The 18,000-nt window shown below is 46.7% G+C and carries 5 protein-coding genes; all 5 read left to right on the forward strand.

What is annotated here, in order from left to right; all coding sequences use genetic code 11:
* Positions 1-965, forward strand: a 965-nt coding sequence (locus tag ACM0OZ_RS34300; protein WP_414587302.1) for a condensation domain-containing protein, incomplete at its 5' end; no start/stop codon positions are given.
* Between the two features lie 99 nt (positions 966-1,064).
* Positions 1,065-2,351, forward strand: coding sequence for an MFS transporter (locus tag ACM0OZ_RS34305; RefSeq protein WP_414587303.1), 1,287 nt, complete (start codon positions 1,065-1,067; stop codon positions 2,349-2,351).
* 81 nt (positions 2,352-2,432) lie between these two features.
* The gene (locus tag ACM0OZ_RS34310; RefSeq protein ID WP_038092767.1) at positions 2,433-2,657 is read left to right on the forward strand and encodes an MbtH family protein; all 225 of its coding nucleotides are present in this window, start codon (positions 2,433-2,435) and stop codon (positions 2,655-2,657) included.
* 124 nt (positions 2,658-2,781) lie between these two features.
* Positions 2,782-11,790 carry an amino acid adenylation domain-containing protein gene (locus ACM0OZ_RS34315; protein WP_414587304.1) on the forward strand — a complete coding sequence of 3,003 codons (9,009 nt, stop codon included), beginning with the start codon at positions 2,782-2,784 and terminating at the stop codon, positions 11,788-11,790.
* 20 nt (positions 11,791-11,810) lie between these two features.
* Positions 11,811-17,753, forward strand: coding sequence for an amino acid adenylation domain-containing protein (locus ACM0OZ_RS34320; RefSeq protein ID WP_414587305.1), 5,943 nt, complete (start codon positions 11,811-11,813; stop codon positions 17,751-17,753).
* Positions 17,754-18,000: the final 247 nt, after the last annotated feature.

The following is an 18,000-nucleotide window of genomic DNA, read 5'->3' on the forward strand; positions in this document are numbered from 1 at the left end:
CCTACAGCCAACTCAGTGCGGGTGGGGCGATACAACTGCCACCCAAGACCACATCATTTAAAGATTGGGCGCAACTGCAGTTTTCCTATGTACAATCACAAGATCTGCAACACCACCGGGATTTTTGGCTCTTACAATCACTTGAGCAAGTAGGGAATATCCCAGTTGATTATCCAGGCGGTGCAAACACCGAAGCATCTGCACGTACAGTGTCTTGTCAGTTGTCAGTTGAAGAAACGCGTGCATTACTGCAAGAAGTGCCAAAAGCGTACAACACACAAATCAATGACGCGTTGCTCACAGCTTTGGTGCAGGTGTTAGCCGATTGGACACAATCAAATCATGTGCTGTTCAACTTGGAAGGACACGGACGAGAAGATTTCTTGGATTCGGTCAATGTCTCACGCACTGTGGGATGGTTTACCACGATTTTTCCGGTGGTCGTACACAAAGCAACAGACGAGCCCGGGTCTCTGTTAAAGTCAATTAAAGAGCAACTGCGTCGCATTCCGCAGCAAGGGATTAGCTATGGCTGGCTGCGCTATCTACTAGACGATGCAGACACTGTCGCCCAACTCCAAGCCCAACCAAAAGCCCAGGTCGTATTCAACCATTTGGGTCAATTTGACGGCGTTGTACAGACAAGTGAGATTTTCAAATTAGCTAGTGAATCAAGCGGTCCTAGCCGTAGCCCTCGAAATTACCGCAGCCATCTGCTTGAGGTTAATACCATCATCATCGACGCTCAGTTGCGCGTGGATTGGACATACAGTGAGAACTTACACCACTCAAGCACAATTGAGAGTCTGACACACGAGTTTTTGCAAGCGTTGCGCGCACTCATTACTCATTGTTTGGCTCCTGAAGCTGGTGGTTACACTCCAACTGATTTTCCCGCAGCGGGCTTAAGCCAATTAGACCTTGACGAGTTATTTGCACAATTGCAAGAGGAGGTAGAGAGCTAAATAAAAAAGATCACTTTCCAAACCCAACATCCAAGTTCTGGCAGAACAATTGAAACCCTGCATTGAACAGGCACAGGCAGATAATTAAGTAACCGAAAAATGCGGACTTTTATAATCATCTGGATTGGACAACTGGTATCTTTCCTTGGCTCTGGCTTGACTGGCTTTGCTTTAAGTATATGGGTGTATCAAAATACGAACTCAGTCACTCAGTTTGCGCTGATTTCTGTGCTGCATATGCTACCAAACATCATCATCTCCCCACTTGCGGGTGCGCTTGGGGATCGGCGGAACCGACGCAAGCTAATAATTTTAAGCAATTGTGGATCTGGGTTGAGCATTTTTTCGCTTGCACTGCTATTTTTCATTGGACATCTTGAAATCTGGCATATCTACATCGCTACGGCTGCTAGTTCCGCTTTCAACGCCTTGCAGGGGCCTGCTTATGATGCTGTGATCACACAGCTTGTACCACCGCAGCATTTAGTTCGTGCCAATGGAATGTTCCAACTAGGCTTAGCTGTCGGACAGCTCATTTCGCCAGTGCTAGGAGGCTTTCTGCTAGTAACGATTCAGATTCAAGGTATCTTTATACTTGACGCAATTACCTTCGTTTTCTGCCTTGTGATGCTCTTGCTGGTTCGGCTACCCAAACCTGTAACTACAACAAAAGCCGAAGTGTCGAAAAACTTACTATGGCATGATACCTTGTTAGGCTGGAATTTTATCACAACTCGACCTGGTTTGTTTTGGTTATTAATTCTTAACTGTGTCTACCATTTTGTTGAGGGAATTGCCGTTGTGCTATCGACACCACTGTTCCTTTCCTTCACCTCAACCGCTGTACTTGGCACAATGCTGTCCATCGGTGGCAGCGGCATGATACTTGGCACAGCATTCATCAGCACTTGGGGTGGAGGGAAGCGTCGCATATATAACGTACTCGGGTTTATGCTATTAGGTGGGATATGTATGCTGCTAGCTGGGTTGCGTCGTGATGTTGTGCTGTGTACTGTTGCCATTTTCGTTCACTTCTTCAGTCTGCCGATCGTTGTCAGTTCTAGGCAAGCCATTTTTCAGAGCAAAATAGCGTCTGATGTGCGGGCAAGAGTCTTCGCTGTCAACCGAATGCTGATTAATTTATCCCTGCTGCTTGCTTACCTAGTTGCTGGACCTCTAGCTGACCGTGTGTTTGAGCCTATGCTTACCATTAATGGACCGTTAGCAGGCAGTGTTGGAAAGATAATTGGTGTCGGAGCGGGACGTGGCATTGGCTTGCTATTCATCATCATGGGAATGCTCTTGATAGTAGCAATTCTTACCTGCTATCTTTCTCCACGCTTGCGACGGGTAGAAACGGAGCTACCAAATGTTATCTCTCACTAAATAACAGCCTGTGTATGCAAGTAAATAGCGTGCATAGTGCTGGCACAAGCAAACTAACTGTCAATTTTTTTTGGAGTAACTATGAATTGGAATGACCTTGAAGACAAAACTATCTACAAAGTTGTTGTCAATCACGAACAACAGTACTCAATTTGGCCGAGTGAGCGGGAAAATGCTTTGGGTTGGAAAGATGTTGGTAAAAGCGGGACAAAGGCAGAATGCCTAGATTACATCAAGGAAGTATGGACTGATATGAGACCACTTAGCTTGCGTCAGCAAATGGAAAAATTAGCACAATCAAGCTAAGTACTACATTTGATAAATTCGTATCGTACTCTTAGGCTTGTAGTTGTGCTTTAGCGCTAAAGCGCAACTACGAGCTTGTGTAATTTTGTACCAGATATTAAATTTAAGTTAAGATAAACATTAAATGAAAAAGAATAATATTCAAGACATTTATCAACTATCCCCAATGCAGCAGGGGATGCTATTCCACACCCTTTACGCTCCTTCTTCTGGGGTGTATTGTCAGCAATTCAGTTGTACTTTTACAGGCTCTCTAGATGTGGAGGCTTTTAACGCAGCATGGCAGCAAGTCGTAGCACGGCATGTCGTCTTGCGAACTGCTTTCATTTGGGAACGCCAAGATGTGCCGCTACAGGTGGTGTACCGACAGGTGAAACTACCACTAGAGATCCATTCTTGGCTGGGACTATCTCCGGATGAACAGCAACAGCAGCTACAAGACTTTCTGGCGTCGGATCGCCAGCACGGCTTTCAACTGACCAAAGCACCACTGATGCGTCTTCTGCTCATTCAAATGTCAGAAGATGTCTACCAGTTTGTCTGGAGTTATCACCACATACTTTTAGATGGGTGGTCGCTGCCGTTGGTACTCAGCGAAGTGCTGAACTGTTACCAAGCAAAGTCTTTGGGGAAAGAGTTACACCTGCAACCGAGTCGTTCCTACCGCGAGTACATTGCTTGGTTACAGAAGCAGAAGTTGGAAGTTGCCGAACAATTTTGGCGGCAAACACTCCAGGGTGTGACTGCACCAACGCCCTTAGTAGTCGAGAAACCACAGCAAAGGAAGTCTTTGCAACAAAGCGAAAGCAGCTACAGTGAGGAGATTCTGGAACTATCAAGTGCAGCAACAACAGCGCTGGTGTCGTTTGCACAACAGCATCAACTGACGTTGAACACCTTAGTGCAAGCAGCTTGGGCTTTACTGCTCTCACGATACAGTGGCGAAACTGACGTGGTGTTTGGGGTGACTGTCTCAGGTCGTTCCCCAGCCATAACAGGTGTGGAGTCCATAGTTGGGTTATTTATCAATACCCTGCCGATGCGGGTGAGAGTGTCGGATGAGGACACAGTTCTACCTATTCTCAAGCAAATACACAAGCAACAAGTTGAAATCACTACTTACGAATACACGCCACTGGTGGAGATTCAACGGCTGAGTGATGTGCCGCGAGGGCTGCCGTTGTTTGAAAGCATTGTGGTGTTTGAGAATTATCCGCAAGATGCGGCTTTACAGGAACACTCACAGAATTTGCACATCAGTGATGTTCGTGCTTTTGAGAGGAACAACTATCCACTCACTCTCATTGCCCAGCCCGGAGCACAATTGTCGTTGCGCTTGATCTACGATACTCAGCGTTTTGATAGTGCGAGTGTGACACGGATGATGGGGCATTTCCAAACTCTGCTACAGGGTTTAGTCGCCAATCCCAACCAAAAGCTGTCGCGCATACCACTGTTAAGTGGTGCCGAACAAAATCAAATACTGGTCGAATGGAACAAAACTCAAGCAAATTATCCCCAAGATTTGTGTCTGCATACTTTGTTTGAGCAACAAGTCCAGAAAACACCTAATGCAGTAGCAGTGGTGTTTGTAGACGCGCTTTGCGCGGCTTCTCGTAGAGTAGACCAACGCCTCACCTACTGTGAGTTGAACACAAGAGCTAATCAATTGGCGCACTACCTACGAGCATGGGGTGTGGGACCGGAAGTGTTGGTCGGTGTGTGTCTAGAGCGATCGCTGTCCATGGTTGTGGGACTGCTGGGCATTCTCAAGGCGGGTGGAGCTTACGTGCCTTTAGATCCAGAGTACCCGCAAGAACGTCTGGCATATATGCTAGAAGACAGCCAGGTTAAGGTGCTGTTGACCGAGGAAAAATTACTGGCTAAGCTAGCACAGCCGCAGGCGCATCTGGTGTGTTTGGATACAAACTGGCAAGCTATCAGTGAGTCAAGCGCAGAAAATCCACGCTCGGTCGTGTTACCCCATCACCTCGCTTATGCGATCTACACTTCAGGGTCTACAGGAGCGCCAAAAGGAGCGATGAACACTCATCACTCTGTTTGCAATCGCTTGCTATGGATGCAGCAAGCTTATCAAATGACACAGGGCGATCGCGTCTTACAGAAAACTCCCTTCAGCTTTGATGTCTCGGTGTGGGAATTCTTCTGGCCATTAATGACTGGAGCGCGTCTAGTCGTGGCACAACCGGGAGGACATCGAGACAGTGCAAATCTTGTGAAGCTGATTGCTCAACACCAGATTACCACACTGCATTTCGTGCCCTCAATGCTACAGGTGTTCTTGGAAGAACAAAATCTGGAAAGTTGCATTTCGTTGCGGCAAGTATTTTGTAGTGGAGAAGCACTGCCAAAAGAACTGCAAGAAAAGTTTTTTGCGCGGCTGGGATGCAATTTACACAATCTCTACGGACCGACAGAAGCGGCAATAGACGTAACATATTGGCAATGCCAACCAGACAGCGAACTGTTGAGTGTGCCCATTGGTCGGGCTATAGCCAATACACAAATTTACATCCTTGATCGCGACAATCAACCAGTACCAGTGGGTGTGGCAGGCGAGTTGCACATTGGCGGGGTGGGTGTGGCGCGTGGCTACCTTAACCGTCCGGAGTTGACAGCAGAAAAATTTATTCCCAACCCGTTTGCGGGCAAAGGCGAACGCCTCTACAAAACCGGAGATTTAGTCTGCTATCAAGCTGATGGTAACATTGAGTACCTCGGTCGGATTGATCATCAGGTGAAGATCCGTGGCTTCCGCATTGAGTTGGGCGAAATTGAGGCGGTACTGAGCCAACACCCAAATGTGCAACAAACTGTGGTCATTGCCACACAAGAGTCGGTCGGTTCTACTAGGTTGATCGCATACCTCGTCGCGCATGAGCAGCCAGCACCACAGAGCGGCGAGTTGCGTGCTTTCCTCAAACAAAAGTTACCAGAATACATGGTACCAAGTGGTTTCATGGTGCTTGATGCCCTACCACTCACACCTAACGGCAAATTAGACCGGAAAGCACTACCCAAACCATCATGGCAACCCGAACTCTCGCGCCGTTTTGTCGCCCCGAGAACACCGACCGAAGAAAGACTGGCAAGCATTTGGGCATCGGTGCTGGGCATTGAGTCGGTGGGCATCCATGATAACTTCTTTGAACTCGGTGGCGATTCGATTCTCAGTATTCAAATCATTGCCAAAGCCAATAGTGTCGGCGTGCAACTGAGTGCCAAGCAGATGTTTGAGTATCAAACGATTGCGGAATTAGCAGCAGTCGTAGGAACAACTGGGGCAATTCAGGCTCAACAAGGTGTGGTGAGCGGCACATTGCCACTCACACCCATTCAGCAGTGGTTTTTCGAGCAGAATTTCAGCGCCCCAGGACACTGGAACCAAGCGGTTATGCTGGAAATGCCACCGGGGAGCGAGCCAAATCGCCTACAGCAAGTGGTGCATTCAATGTTAGTGCATCACGATGCGTTGCGCTTGCGTTTTGAGAAAACCGATTCTGGTTGGCAACAAATAAATGCCCTTGTGGATGAGACGGTGCCATTTACGATGGTAGATTTATCTGCACTTCCACAAGCACAACAACCTGCAGCAATCGAAGCAAAAGCGGCGGAACTCCAAGGCAGTTTAAATTTATCCACAGGACCACTGGTGCGAGTGGTGTGGTTCAATCTCGGTGTTGAGTTAAACTCAAGACTGTTGATCGTCATTCACCACTTGGCAGTGGATGGAGTGTCGTGGCGGATTTTGTTAGAAGATTTGCAAGTCGCCTATAGCCAACTGAGTGCGGGTGGGGCGATACAACTGCCAGCCAAAACCACATCGTTTAAAGATTGGGCGCAACTGCAGTGGGAGTATGTACAATCACAAGATTTGCAACACCACCGGGATTTTTGGCTCTTACAATCAAAACAGCAAGTAGGGAATATCCCAGTTGATTATCCAGGCGGTGCAAACACCGAAGCATCTGCACGTACAGTGTCGATGTCGTTGTCAGTTGAAGAAACGCGTGCATTACTGCAAGAGGTGCCAAAAGCGTACAACACGCAAATCAACGACGTGTTGCTCGCCGCTTTGGTGCAAGTGTTAGCCGATTGGACACAATCAACTCACGTGCTCTTCAACTTGGAAGGACACGGACGCGAAGAGATTTTGGAAAATGTTAATATATCTCGGACTGTGGGATGGTTTACCACTATCTTTCCGGTGGTCTTACACAAAGCAACAGACCATCCAGGAGAGGCGTTAAAGTCCATCAAAGAGCAACTGCGTCGCATTCCCCAGCAAGGGATGAGCTATGGCTGGTTGCGCTATCTACTCTCCGACACCGAAACCATTGCCCAACTTACTCATCAAGGACCAGCCCAGATTGTCTTCAACCATTTGGGTCAATTTGATTCGGTGTTACAATCATCAGCACTGTTCAAACTTGCCAACGAATCGAGCGGTCCTAGCCGCAGCTCCCTGAATCACCGCACTCATCTACTTGAGGTCAATAGCATTATCTTTGACTCTCAGTTGCGCGTGGATTGGACATACAGTGAGAACTTACACCACTCCAGCACCATCGAGCGCATCGCTCACGAGTTTTTGCAAGCGTTGCGCGGGCTGATTGCTCATTGCTTGGCTCCTGAAGCTGGTGGTTATACTCCAAGTGATTTTCCACTCGCACAACTCAACAATGTTGAACTCGAGCAATTGTTGAGCAATGTTGTGCCAAGGCAAGCGATCGGCAAAACCAACTGGAAAAATATTGCCGATATCTATCCATTATCCTCAGTGCAGGAGGGGATGCTGTTCCACACCCTTTATGCTTCAGAATCAGGGGTGTATTGCCAGCAGTTTAGCTGTACTTTTACAGGATATTTGGATGTGGAGGCATTCGATGCCGCATGGCAGCAAGTCGTAGCGCGGCATGTCGTCTTGCGGACTGCTTTCATTTGGGAACGCCAAGATGCGCCGCTACAGGTAGTGTATCGGCAGGTGAAACTACCATTAGAGATTCATTCTTGGCTCGGTTTATCTCCACAGGAGCAGCAACAACAACTGGCGAGTTTTATAGAACAAGACCAACACAGGGGCTTCCAACTGACCCAGGCACCACTGATGCGCCTGAGCCTGATTCAAATGTCAGAGGATGTCTACCAATTTGTCTGGAGTTATCACCATATACTTTTAGATGGGTGGTCACTGCCGTTGGTATTCACCGAAGTGCTAGCCTATTACCAAGCATTGTCTGTGGGGAAAGAGTTACACCTGCCACCAAGTCGTTCCTACCGGGAGTACATTGCCTGGTTACAGAAGCAGAAATTGGAAACTGCCGAACAATTTTGGCGGCAAACACTTCGCGGGGTGACTGCACCAACGCCGTTGGTAGTCGATAAACCACACCACAGCAAGTCCTTGCAACAAAGCTACGGCGAGCAGGTTGTTTCGCTATCAACTGAAGCAACTTCTGCTCTAGTGTCGTTTGCACGGCAGCATCAACTGACGTTGAACACCTTAGTACAAGCAGCTTGGGCAATACTACTGTGGCGATACAGTGACGAAACCGACGTGGTGTTCGGCGTGACTGTCTCAGGTCGTTCCCCAGCCATAACAGGCGTGGAATCGATAGTTGGACTGTTTATCAATACCCTGCCGATGCGGGTGGGAGTGTCGGATGAGGACACAGTTCTACCAAAGCTCAAGCAGATACAGAAGCTACAGGTGGAAATGAGTACTTACGAGTACACGCCACTGGTAGAGATTCAACGGCTGAGTGATGTGCCGCGAGGGCTGTCGTTGTTTGAAAGCATTGTGGTGTTTGAGAATTATCCGGTAGATGGGGCTTTACAGGAGCATTCGCAGAATTTGCACATAAGTGATGTTCGTACCTTCGAGAGGACTAACTATCCATTAACGGTAATAGCCCAGCCCGGAGTACAATTGTCGTTGCGGTTCATCTACGATTCTCAGCGCTTTGAAAGTGCAAGTGTCACACGGATGATGGGGCATTTCCAAACTCTGCTACAGGGTCTAATCGCCAATCCCCACCAAAAGCTATCGCACCTGGAGATGTTAAGTGCCGCCGAACACAATCAAATACTGAGCGAATGGAACAATACGCAGGCGGATTATCCAAAACATTTGTGTATTCATGAATTGTTTGAGCAACAAGTCCAGAAGACACCCAATGCGGTGGCAGTGGTGTTTGAAGACCAACGCCTCACCTACAGCGAACTGAACGCAAAAGCTAATCAATTGGCGCACCACCTACAGAGATTAGGTGTGGAACCAGAAGTGTTAGTCGGTCTGTGTGTAGAACGCTCGTTGTCCATGGTCGTGGGGCTTCTGGGTATTCTTAAGGCGGGTGGAGCTTACGTGCCTTTAGACCCAGCCTACCCGCGCGATCGCTTAGCATTTATGCTAGAAGACGCCAGTGTGCCAGTGCTGCTAACCCAAGAGCGGTTGATGGCAACATTGCCAGAACTTAAAGCTAAGGTAGTATGCTTGGATGCCGACTGGCAAGAGATTGCTCGAGAAAGCGAAGGCAATTCCCAAAGCAAGGTAACACCCGAACACTTGGCTTATGTAATTTACACAAGCGGCTCCACTGGCAAACCAAAAGGAGTTCAAATTCTGCATGGTGCTTTGGTTAACTTCTTAAATAGCATGCACCTGACTCTAGGGCTGAGCCAGAGAGATATCCTTTTATCAGTCACCACATTATCTTTTGATATTGCCGCACTGGAATTGTACTTACCGCTGCTTGTGGGCGCAAGTGTAGTCGTAGTCAGTCGCGAAGTTGCTACTGATGGAACCGAGTTGTTAAAGCGTCTGTCATCCTGTGGTGCTACAGTTATGCAAGCCACTCCAGCAACTTGGCGGCTACTTCTAGCATCAGGATGGCACGACAGTAGACAATTGAAAATTCTCTGTGGCGGTGAAGCACTCAAGCGCGAGCTCGCTGATCGGTTGCTAGAACGATGCACTGAACTGTGGAATCTATACGGTCCTACAGAAACCACCATTTGGTCAGCTGCTCACAAGGTGGAGACTCTCAACAGCGCTTCTTGCGCTGACAGCACCGTCTCTATCGGTCGCCCAATTGCCAACACGCAATTTTACGTTTTAGACAAACACCAAAAGCCAGTTCCTGTAGGAGTTCCTGGAGAACTACACATCGGTGGTGTATCGTTAGCCCGTGGTTATCTCAATCGACCAGAACTTACATCTGAAAAGTTCATTCACAACCCTTTTAAAAACAAGGCTGGGGAACGCTTGTATAAAACTGGGGACTTGGTTCGCTTGAAACCAGATGGCAATTTGGAATACCTGGGACGGATTGACGAACAAGTGAAAATACGGGGATTTCGGATCGAGCTGGGGGAAATTGAAGCTTTACTCAACCAACACCCAAATGTGCGAGAAACTGCGGTCATCGCCAAAGAAGACATCGGGGACGACAAACGTTTAGTAGCTTATATTATCCCGCATCAAGAGCTCGTACCTACAATTAGTGACCTGCGCTCCTTCCTCAAACAAAAGCTACCTGAATACATGGTACCGAGTGCTTTCGTGGTGCTTGATGCCCTACCACTGACACCCAATGGCAAACTCGACCGCAAGGCACTACCAAACCCTGAGTCGGCACAACCGGAACTAGAAACAACTTTTGTCGCTCCCCGCACACCAACTGAGGAAGTACTCGCTGAAATCTGGACTCAAGTGCTTCGGCTCGAGCGAGTTAGTGTTTATGACAATTTCTTTGACCTTGGTGGTCATTCCCTGACAGCAACTCAATTGGTCTTCCGCGTCCGAAATACGTTCAAACTAGAATTGTCCTTACACGCCCTGCTCGAAACACCTACAGTTGCAGCAATGGCTGAAGTGGTTGATAATGTTCGTAACTGCAAACCGACTGCTACTGCCACAACATCTGTCAGAGATCTCAATACAGAAGCCGTTTTGGATGAGACAATCCGCCCGGAAGGCATAGCTGTTGAGCAGAGCGCACAGCCAGCATATATCTTTCTGACTGGGGCAACAGGTTTTCTGGGAGCTTTTCTACTGAGTGAACTCCTACAGCAGACTGATGCTGACATTTATTGCTTGGTACGCTCCTCTAATGTGGAAGAAGGCAAAAAGAAGATCCAAGCAAATCTTCAATCCTACTTACTCTGGAATGAATGTTTTAGTTCCAGAATTATCTCAGTTATCGGTGATTTATCGCAGCCACTTTTTGGTTTAGACGAGCGACAGTTTCAAACATTAGCAAGTACGATAGATGTCATTTATCATAATGGGGCATTAGTTAATTTCATCGATCCGTACCCGAAACTGAAGGCAGCTAATGTTCTTGGAACTCAGGAAGTCCTGAGATTGGCAAGCCAAATTAAACTCAAACCCGTACATTATATTTCTACCTTTTCCGTTTTCCCCTGGGAGGAGGGCTTGTCTAAAGAGCATATCTTCCGAGAAAATGACTCTTTAGATCGTGGTCATCTTGCAGGTGGCTACGAGCAGAGTAAATGGGTGGCGGAAAAGTTAGTCACAATCGCACGCACTAGAGGACTTCCTGTGAGTATTTATCGACCAGGAAGAGTATCAGGACACAGCCAAACCGGAACCTCTAATACAAATGACCTCCTCTTTAGAATGATCAAAGGTTGTGTTCAACTTGGAAGTTTTCCGGATTTCAACATGGTGATGGATCTGACTCCTGTGGACTATACGAGCAAATGTATCGTTCATTTATCAAGGCAAAAAAAATTTCTGGGGGAAACTTTTCATGTGGTTAATCCCCATCCAGCCCACTGGAGCAACGTTATGACTTGGCTGTGCTCTTTTGGTTTCTCGCTTGAGGTCATTTCCTACGATCAATGGCGAGCAGATCTGCTCAAGGTTGCGGAGCATTCCTCAGACAATGCATTATACCCATTAATACCTTTTTTTGCAGAGTCAGCACCCGATGACTCTGTCAAGTTCGACTGTCAGAATACGCTCAGTGGGCTTGCGGGAACCTCTATCAACTGTCCATCAGTCAGTGCAGAATTGCTGAGCACCTACTTGTCATACTACATTCGTAGTGGTTTTTTGCAGGCTCCGCAGCAGAAAGCTAAATATTAAATTTAACTTGAGATAAATAAATGAAAAAGAATAACGTTCAAGATATTTATCAACTATCTCCAACGCAGCAGGGAATGCTGTTCCATACCCTTTATGCTCCTTCTTCAGGGGTGTATTGTCAGCAATTTAGTTGTACTTTTACAGGAAATCTGGATGTTGAGGCATTCAGTGCGGCATGGCAGCAAGTGGTAGCGCGGCATGTGGTCTTGCGAACTGCTTTCATTTGGGAACGCCAAGACCAGCCGCTACAGGTGGTGTACCGACAAGTAAAACTACCATTAGAGATCCATTCTTGGATCGGGTTATCTGCGGATGAGCAGCAACAACAACTACAAGCGTTTCTGGAGTCAGATCGCCATCGTGGCTTTCAACTGACCAAAGCACCACTGATGCGTCTTTTCCTGATTCAAATGTCAGATGACGTCTACCAATTTGTGTGGAGTTATCACCACATACTTCTAGATGGGTGGTCACTGCCATTGGTATTCCTTGAAGTGCTGCGCTTTTACGAAGCATTGTCTGTGGGGCAAGAGTTACAACTGCCACCGAGTCGTTCCTACCGCGACTACATTGCTTGGTTACAGAAGCAGAACTTAGAAGTTGCCGAAGAATTTTGGCGGCAAACACTACAGGGTGTGACGGCACCAACACCGCTCGTAATTGATAAAGCATACCACAGCAAGTCCTTGCAACAAAGCTATAGCGAGGAGATTCTTCTGCTATCAAGTGAAGCAACTTCCGCGCTGGTGTCTTTCGCAAGGAAATATCAACTGACGTTGAACACCTTAGTGCAAGCAGCTTGGGCTTTACTTCTTTTGCGATACAGTGGCGAAACCGACGTAGTTTTCGGCGTGACTGTCTCAGGTCGTACAGCCCCCATAACAGGCGTAGAGTCGATAGTTGGGCTATTTATCAATACTCTGCCGATGCGGGTAGGACTCTCGGGTGAGGACACAGTTCTACCTTGGCTCAAGCAAATACACAAGCTACAAGTTGAAATCAGTACTTACGAGTACACTCCACTGGTACAGATTCAGCGCATGAGTGATGTGCCGCAAGGGCTGCCGTTGTTTGAAAGCATTGTGGTGTTTGAGAATTATCCGGTAGATACGGCTTTAGAAGAGAACTCCCAGAAGTTGCAAATCAGTGATGTTCGTGCCTTTGAGAGGAACAACTATCCACTCACAGTCATCGCTCAGCCGGGTGTGCAATTGTCGTTGCGCTTCATCTATGATAGTCAGCGTTTTGAGAGTGCGAGTGTGACACGAATGGTGGGTCATTTCCAAGCTCTCTTGGAGGGTCTAGTCGCCAATCCCGACCAAAAGCTGTCGCACATACCACTGTTAAGTGCCACTGAACAACATCAGATCCTAATCGAGTGGAACAATACACAGGCTCCTTATCCTCAAGAAAAGTGTCTGCATTCCTTGTTTGAGGAACAGGTGCAGAAGACACCAGATGCGATTGCAGTGGTATTTGAAGAACAACGCCTCACCTACAGTGAATTAAACACACGCGCCAATCAACTGGCGCATTACTTACAGGCATTGGGCGTGGGACCGGAAGTGTTGGTCGGTGTGTGTCTAGAGCGTTCTGTGGAGATGGTAGTAGGATTGCTGGGCATTCTCAAGGCGGGTGGAGCTTATGTGCCAATCGACCCAGAGTATCCAGAAGAACGCTTGGCATATATGCTAGAAGACAGCCAGGTCAAAGTGCTGTTGACCCAGGAAAAATTAGTAGCAAGGCTTGCAGAACAGCAGGCGCAACTGGTGTGTTTGGATACAAACTGGCAAGCTATTAGTGAGTCAAGCGCAGAAAATCCACACTCAGTCGTGTTACCCCATCATCTGGCTTATGTGATTTACACTTCGGGGTCTACTGGCAAGCCGAAAGGAGCAATGAACACTCATCAGGCGATTTGCAATCGCTTGGTGTGGATGCAGCAAGCTTACCAAATCACACCAGACGATCGCATCTTACAGAAAACCCCGTTCAGCTTTGATGTCTCGGTGTGGGAATTTTTCTGGCCATTAATGACTGGCGCACGTCTAGTGGTGGCGCAACCGGGAGGACATCGAGATAGTGCGTATCTGGTGAAGCTGATTGCTCAGCAGCAGATTACCACACTGCATTTCGTCCCCTCAATGCTACAAGTGTTCTTGGAAGAACAAAGTCTGGAAAGTTGCATTTCGTTGCGGCAAGTGTTCTGTAGTGGAGAAGCACTGCCAAAAGAACTCCAAGAAAAGTTTTTTGCGCGTCTGGGGTGCAGTTTACACAATCTCTACGGTCCGACAGAAGCGGCAATTGACGTCACCTATTGGCAATGCCAACCAGACAGCGAACTCTTGACAGTACCGATTGGTCGGGCTATAGCCAATACACAAATTTACATCCTCGACCGGCACTTACAACCAGTACCTACCGGGGTACCGGGAGAACTGCACATCGGTGGTGTGGGTTTAGCACGAGGCTACCTCAACCGCCCGGAAACGACAGCCGAAAAATTCATTCCCAACCCCTTTAGTTCAGAACCAGGTTCTCGCCTGTACAAAACTGGTGATTTAGCCCGGTACTTAAGCGATGGCAGCATAGAGTACATTGGTCGCGTTGACTTCCAGGTAAAAATACGTGGTTTCCGCATTGAGCTAGGAGAAATCGAAGCAGTACTAACTCAACACCCTGATGTCAACTCTTGCGTCACCATCGTCCGCGAGGATGCTCCAGGAGAAAAGCGCTTAGTCGCATATGTCGTACCCGATACACGCACAGCAGTGACAATGAGCGAGTTGCGCTCCTTCCTCAAACAGAAACTGCCAGATTACATGGTACCATCTGCCTTTGTAATGTTGGATGCCCTGCCGCTTAGCCCTAATGGCAAGCTAGATCGTCGGGCGTTACCGAAGCCTGATACAACACGTCATGAACGAGAAACAGATCTAGTCGCACCGCGCACAGAGTCTGAAGAAATACTAGCCAAAATCTGGCGTGAGGTTCTGCACCTGGAGCAAGTTGGCATCCATGATAACTTCTTTGAACTGGGCGGGGATTCCATTCTCAGCATTCAGATTATTTTTAAAGCCAAACAGGCTGGACTGCAACTGACTGCTAAACAGATATTTGAACACCTGACAATTGCTGAGTTGGCAGCAGTAGCGAACGCTACTCAAACGACCAGGGCAGAACAAGGGCTGGTCAGTGGTTTGTTACCTCTAACACCCATCCAACATTGGTTTTTTGAACAAAATCTACCAGAACCTCACCACTTCAACCAGTCATTTCTACTAGAAGTACCGCAAACATTCGACCCCGCTTTGTTGTCGCAAGTGGTGCAACAATTATTGGTGCATCATGATGCGCTGCGCTTACGTTTTGTGCAGTCTGGCTCAAATTGGGAACAGATGAACACTACCCCTGATGATACCATTCCTTTTTCTTATGTAAATTTATCAGCAATACCTTCAGCAGAGCAAAAAGCTGCTATCGAATCCACCGCTGCTTCGCTACAAGCCAGCTTGAACCTCTCTTCTGGACCACTAATGCGAGTAGCGCTTTTTGCTCTGGGTAGTGATAAACCAAGCCGACTGCTAATAGTCATCCACCACCTAGCAGTGGACGGCGTTTCTTGGCGGATTTTGTTAGATGATTTGCTTTGTGCTTATCAGCAACTCAGTCGTGGCGAAAAAATTCAGCTTCCCCCCAAGACAACGTCTTTTAAACACTGGGCTACGCAACTAACTTCTTACGCGCGTTCAGACAGCACAAAGAAAGAACTGACTTATTGGCAAGGCATTTCACGCACACAGATAAGCCGTTTACCAGTGGACAATGCGTTCGGTGCTAACACTGTAGCATCTGCTCGCACAGTATCAGTGTTGCTTTCACCGGGCGAAACCCGCGCTCTTTTGCAGGAAGTTCCCAAAGCTTATAAAACTCAGATCAATGATATCCTTCTGACTGCTCTGGTGCAGGTTTTAGGTAAGTGGACTGGCAATAACTCTGTGTTACTTGACCTCGAAGGTCATGGGCGGGAAGATATTTTTGAAGATGTGGATTTATCGCGCACAGTTGGTTGGTTTACGACAATCTTCCCCGTGCTTTTAGAGTTAAAAGCAACAGACAATCTAGGAGATGCAATTAAGTCTATCAAAGAACAACTCCGTGCCATACCCAACCGAGGCATCGGCTACGGTTTGCTGCGCTATTTGAGTGGGGATGCGGAAATTACCTCCACACTGCAAGCTTTACCACAAGCTGAGGTAAGTTTCAACTACCTGGGGCAATTGGATTCGGGAATGCAAGAAAATTCTTTCTTCAAACTAGCCCCTGAATCAGTCGGTTCACAACAAAGCGAGCAAGGAAGTCGCAGTCATTTGCTAGCTATTAACGGACTCGTAGTAGAAAGTCAGTTACAACTGGATTGGACATACAGCGAGAACTTTCACAAACGTGCCACAATTGAAAGTCTCGCCCAAGATTTTGCAGCAAGCTTGCGATCGCTAATCGCTCATTGTTTATCTGCTGATGCAGGGGGCGACACACCTGATGTATCTGAAACCATTCATAGCTTTGCTCAACCAATAAATAATGACCAGCGTCAGGAAAATAACGCTTCTGTACCCCTACACTTATTAGAACTTCCAAAGGAAATATCTGAGTTACTTCCCTCAGATATAGAATCAGCATATCCTCTTGCCAAAATGCAGGAGTTTATGTTGCATCATTACGCAAATGACCATCAAAAGATGGGGGTTTACCATTGCCAGCATTCATACGATATCTATGATGACAATCTTTCTTTGATTGCCTTTAAGAAAGCATTAGAAATAAGCGTGCAAAAACATCCGGCTTTGAGAACGGTATTTATCACTCAAAACGGAAAACCAGCAGTTCAGGTGGTCAAAAAAAATCTGAGATTTTCCATCAATGAGCATGACATTAGTCACATGAAAGCGGATGAACAAGAAAGTTATGTTAATGAGGTGGTGAAGCAAGATAGGCAAAATTTGTTCAACGTTGAAGATTCCAATGAGCCACTTTTTAGATTCAATATTTTTTGCAAAGCAAAGAATAAATTTGAATTCTTCATGTCAACTCATCATGCAATTATAGATGGTTGGAGCAATATTGAATTTCTCAACCAACTGTATGAGTTCTATTTGGCTCTTAAGAAAGGAGAAGAAATAACAGTATCCCCTGCTGCCAATGTGCATAAGGAATTTGTCGCTTTGGAGAAAGAGATTCTTGGCTCACCAGACGCATCAAATTTCTGGAAGCTTCACTTGAAAAACTATACATATAAACCATTAAAGCCGTTAACCACTTCAGTAGAGCAAGTAGAAGCTGTTGCAGAAGAATACAACTTGGACTCAGAAATCATTGCTGACTTACGTGAATTCTGTCGGAAATTGAAAGTTTCTGCGAAAGCACTTTTCCTGAGTACCTACCTTGACCTCATTGGTACTGTGATGAAAGAAAACATGGTTTCTGTAGGAATTATCTCAAATAGTAGGACAGAAAGATTATCTGACCCGTTTGGAGCTTTGGGCTTGTTCTGGAATATTGTTCCATTCTGCCAAGAAGTTATAGAAGATAAAGAGGTACAAATTAAAAATGTGCAGCAATCTCTAATTGATATCGAACCTTATGTTCGATATCCACTTCTAGAAATTTTATCAGACCAACAGTTAAAACCTGGTGCTGGGGCGGAGTTATTTTTCGCTACGTTTAATTTCATGTCTTTCCATAATGCCAAAGGTCTTTTCGAGCAAACTGACTTGAAGGTGAATGGGAGAAGGTCTCATGACAAGTTCAACTTTCCTTTAAATTTTGCTGTTTCAATGAAGCCATCGTCAGAAGATGTAAGCATACGTGTGGAATATGACCAGATGTATTTTAGCTGCCTTGAGATTCGCTCAATGCTTCACAATTATGTTGAAATCTTATACGCAGTTCATACACTTTAGGCATTGGGCTTAGAGTATTCCAACAGATAAATTATCCAATCTTGTGTGGGGTGTGGTCTGGACAGCCCACCCAGTTTATCCCTCTTCTGTCACTCTGGGAAAAGAAAAATAAGAGCCAAATTTTCAACTGTAGATAGAGCGAGCATTTGAGCGTTTATTTTCTCACAGAATGGCTGAAGTCAGGATTTTTTTGTAAAAGTCTTACGCTGTAACTATTCTAGATTATTCTCTTCCGAAAGTGATAAGT

The organism is Scytonema sp. PCC 10023 (genome assembly GCF_963920835.1).
GTDB lineage: Bacteria > Cyanobacteriota > Cyanobacteriia > Cyanobacteriales > Nostocaceae > Kalymmatonema.